The 3,592-nt window shown below is 68.5% G+C and carries 4 protein-coding genes; all 4 read left to right on the forward strand.

Annotated features, from left to right (window positions below; translation table 11 throughout):
- A partial coding sequence (locus tag VKG81_RS20285) for a dihydroorotase (RefSeq protein WP_324398520.1) occupies positions 1-750 on the forward strand: 750 nt, incomplete at its 5' end.
- Positions 747-1,244, forward strand: coding sequence for a transporter (locus VKG81_RS20290; RefSeq protein ID WP_324398521.1), 498 nt, complete (start codon positions 747-749; stop codon positions 1,242-1,244). The genes VKG81_RS20285 and VKG81_RS20290, both read left to right, overlap by 4 nt.
- Positions 1,241-2,365, forward strand: a complete 1,125-nt coding sequence (gene carA, locus VKG81_RS20295) for a glutamine-hydrolyzing carbamoyl-phosphate synthase small subunit (protein ID WP_324398522.1) — start codon at positions 1,241-1,243, stop codon at positions 2,363-2,365. Before VKG81_RS20290 ends, carA begins: the two co-directional genes overlap by 4 nt.
- A partial coding sequence (gene carB, locus VKG81_RS20300) for a carbamoyl-phosphate synthase large subunit (protein WP_324398523.1) occupies positions 2,365-3,592 on the forward strand: 1,228 nt, incomplete at its 3' end. The genes carA and carB, both read left to right, overlap by 1 nt.

Genomic DNA, 3,592 nt, shown 5'->3' on the forward strand with positions numbered 1-3,592 from the left:
CCGCGGCTCACCCGCGGGGCGGTCGCCCACGAAGGCCCCACGGCGGCCCGGCTCGGGCTGTCCGGCTGGCCACGGGCGGCCGAGGAGTCGATCGTCGCTCGCGATGCGCTGCTGGCCCGCGAGGCCGGCGCCAGGGTGCACATCTGCCACGCGTCGACGGCCGGCACTGTCGAGATCCTGAAATGGGCTAAAGACCAAGGCATTTCGATCACGGCCGAAGTGACGCCGCACCACCTTGCCCTCGACGACGAACGGCTGGCCAGCTACGACGGCCGCAACCGGGTCAACCCTCCGCTGCGCGAGGCCGCCGACGCCGCCGCGCTGCGCCGGGCGCTCGTCGATGGCGTCGTCGACTGTGTGGCCACCGATCACGCCCCGCACGCCGAACACGAGAAGGTCTGCGAGTTCGCCAATGCGCGCCCCGGAATGTTGGGGCTGCAGACGGCGCTGTCGGTGGTCGTGCGCACGCTGGTGGAGCCCGGTCTGATGACCTGGCGCGACATCGCACGGGTGATGAGCGAGAACCCGGCCCGGATCGCGGGCCTGCCCGACCACGGCCGCCCCCTCGAGGTCGGCGAGCCGGCCAACATCGCGGTCGTCGACCCCGACGCCACCTGGACGGTCCGCGGCGCCGATCTGGCAAGCCGGTCCGACAACACCCCCTACGAGTCGATGACGCTGCCCGCGACGGTCACCGCGACGCTGTTGCGCGGCAAGGTCACCGCGCGCGACGGGAAGTGCCCGGCATGAATACCCCCACGCTGGTCGCGTCGTTGATCATGGCGGCCGTGCTTTCGGTGGTGGCTTTCCTGGTGATCTTCGCGATGATGCGGGGCTGGCTGAGGCGGGCGCAGCGCCAGGCCGCGCTGATCGGACAACTGCCCCCGCCGCCGGAGACCGTCGGGGCGCCGGTCATTCCCGCGAGCAGCGGCCTGTATGTCGGCAGCACGCTTGTGCCGAGCTGGCTGGACCGCATCGCGGTCGGCGATCTCGGCGATCGCGCGAAGGCCGTGCTGACCCGCTATCCCGAGGGCATCATGGTGAAGCGCAGCGGCGCCGCACCGATCTGGATACCGGAGGACTCGATCACCGCGATCCGCACCGAGCACGGCCTGGCCGGCACGGTGGTGCCGAACGATGGGATCCTCGCAATCCGCTGGAGGCTGCCGTCGGGCACGGAGATCGACACCGGTTTCCGCGGCGACGATCGCCGGACATACGCGGACTGGATAGGAGGCTCATGACCAGCGCTCAAGCGCGCCTCGTGCTTGAGGACGGCCGAGTGTTCAGCGGCACATCGTTCGGCGCGGTAGGCCAGACACTCGGTGAGGCCGTTTTCTCCACCGGTATGTCCGGCTACCAGGAGACGCTGACCGACCCCAGCTATCACCGCCAGATCGTCGTCGCGACCGCCCCGCAGATCGGCAACACCGGCTGGAACCACGAGGACGCCGAAAGCCGCGGCGACAAGATATGGGTGGCCGGCTACGCCGTTCGTGACCCGTCGCCGCGGGCGTCGAACTGGCGAGCCACCGGCACCCTCGACGACGAGCTGACCCGGCAGGGCATCGTCGGGATCGCCGGCATCGACACCCGGGCGGTGGTCCGGCATCTGCGCAACTTCGGGTCGATGAAGGCAGGCATCTTCTCCGGAGAGGCGGCCGCCGACACCGACACGATGCTGGCACGGGTGCGCAGCCAGCCGTCGATGCTCGGCGCCGACCTCGCCGGGCAGGTCAGCACGAATGCCGGTTACATCGTGGAACCCGAGGGCCCGCAGCGGTTCACCGTCGCCGCGCTGGACCTCGGTATCAAGACCAACACACCGCGCAACTTCGCCCGCCGCGGCATCCGCAGCCACGTCTTGCCGTCGTCGGCGACATTCGACCAGATCGCCGACCTGAAGCCCGACGGCGTGTTCCTGTCCAACGGCCCGGGTGACCCCGCCACCGCGGACCACGTCGTCGCGGTCACAAGGCAAGTGATCGGGGCCGGGATCCCGCTCTTCGGAATCTGTTTCGGCAACCAGATCCTCGGCCGCGCGCTGGGCCGCTCCACGTACAAGATGACGTTCGGGCACCGCGGCATAAACGTGCCGGTGATCGACCACGCCACCGGCCGGGTAGCGGTGACCGCGCAGAACCACGGGTTCGCCCTCCAGGGCGAAGCGGGGGAGCGGTTCGACACCCCGTTCGGCACGGCCGAAGTCAGCCACACCTGCGCCAACGACGGCGTCGTCGAAGGAATCAAACTCGTGGGCGGACGCGCGTTCTCGGTGCAGTACCACCCGGAGGCGGCTGCCGGCCCGCATGACGCCAATTACCTGTTCGATCAATTCGTCGACCTGATGGCGGGGGGCCGCTGATGCCGCGCCGCACCGACCTACGTCATGTGCTGGTCATCGGATCCGGCCCGATCGTCATCGGCCAGGCCTGCGAGTTCGATTACTCCGGCACGCAGGCCTGCCGGGTGCTGCGCGCCGAGGGTCTGCAGGTCAGCCTTGTCAACTCGAACCCGGCGACGATCATGACCGACCCGGAGTTCGCCGACCACACCTACGTCGAGCCGATCACGCCGGCGTTCGTGGAGCGCGTGATCGAGCAGCAAGCCAATCGCGGCAACAAGATCGACGCGCTCCTGGCCACGCTGGGCGGCCAGACGGCGCTGAACACCGCGGTCGCGCTCTACGAGAACGGGGTGCTGGAGAAGTACGGGGTCGAGCTGATCGGCGCCGACTTCGAGGCGATCCAGCGCGGCGAGGACCGGCAGCGGTTCAAGGACATCGTCGCCAAGGTGGGCGGCGAATCCGCCCGCAGCCGAGTGTGTTTCACTTTTGCCGAGGTCCGCGAGACGGTCGACGAAGTGGGCCTGCCGGTCGTGGTGCGGCCGAGCTTCACCATGGGCGGGCTTGGCTCGGGCATGGCGCGATCCGTCGAGGAGGTCGACCGGATGGCCGGCGCCGGGCTGGCGGCCTCGCCCAGCGCCAACGTGCTGATCGAGGAATCGATCTTCGGCTGGAAGGAATTCGAACTCGAGCTGATGCGCGACGGCCACGACAACGTGGTGGTGGTGTGCTCGATCGAGAACGTCGACCCGATGGGTGTGCACACCGGCGACTCGGTGACGGTCGCGCCGGCCATGACGCTGACCGACCGGGAATACCAGCGGATGCGGGATCTGGGCATCGCGATCCTGCGCGAGGTCGGTGTGGACACCGGCGGCTGCAACATCCAATTCGCGGTCGACCCGGCCGACGGCCGACTCGTCGTCATCGAGATGAACCCTCGGGTATCTCGGTCAAGTGCGCTGGCTTCCAAGGCCACCGGTTTCCCGATCGCCAAGATCGCCGCCAAGCTGGCCATCGGTTACACCCTTGACGAGATCGTCAACGACATCACCAAAGAAACCCCGGCCTGCTTCGAGCCGACCTTGGACTACGTCGTGGTCAAGGCGCCGCGGTTCGCGTTCGAGAAGTTTCCCGGCGCCGATCCCACGCTGACCACCACGATGAAGTCGGTGGGTGAGGCAATGTCGTTGGGCCGTAACTTCATCGAGGCGCTTGGCAAGGTGATGCGCTCGCTCGAGACGACGC

The sequence above is a fragment of the Mycobacterium sp. genome (assembly GCF_035314905.1).
Classification (GTDB): Bacteria; Actinomycetota; Actinomycetes; order Mycobacteriales; family Mycobacteriaceae; genus Mycobacterium.

Excerpts from the sequence above, each read along its gene's own strand:
- carA (WP_324398522.1), top strand. The coding sequence starts at position 1,241 with ATGACCAGCGCTCAAGCGCGCCTCGTGCTTGAGGACGGCCGAGTGTTC.
- VKG81_RS20290 (WP_324398521.1), top strand. The coding sequence starts at position 747 with ATGAATACCCCCACGCTGGTCGCGTCGTTGATCATGGCGGCCGTGCTT.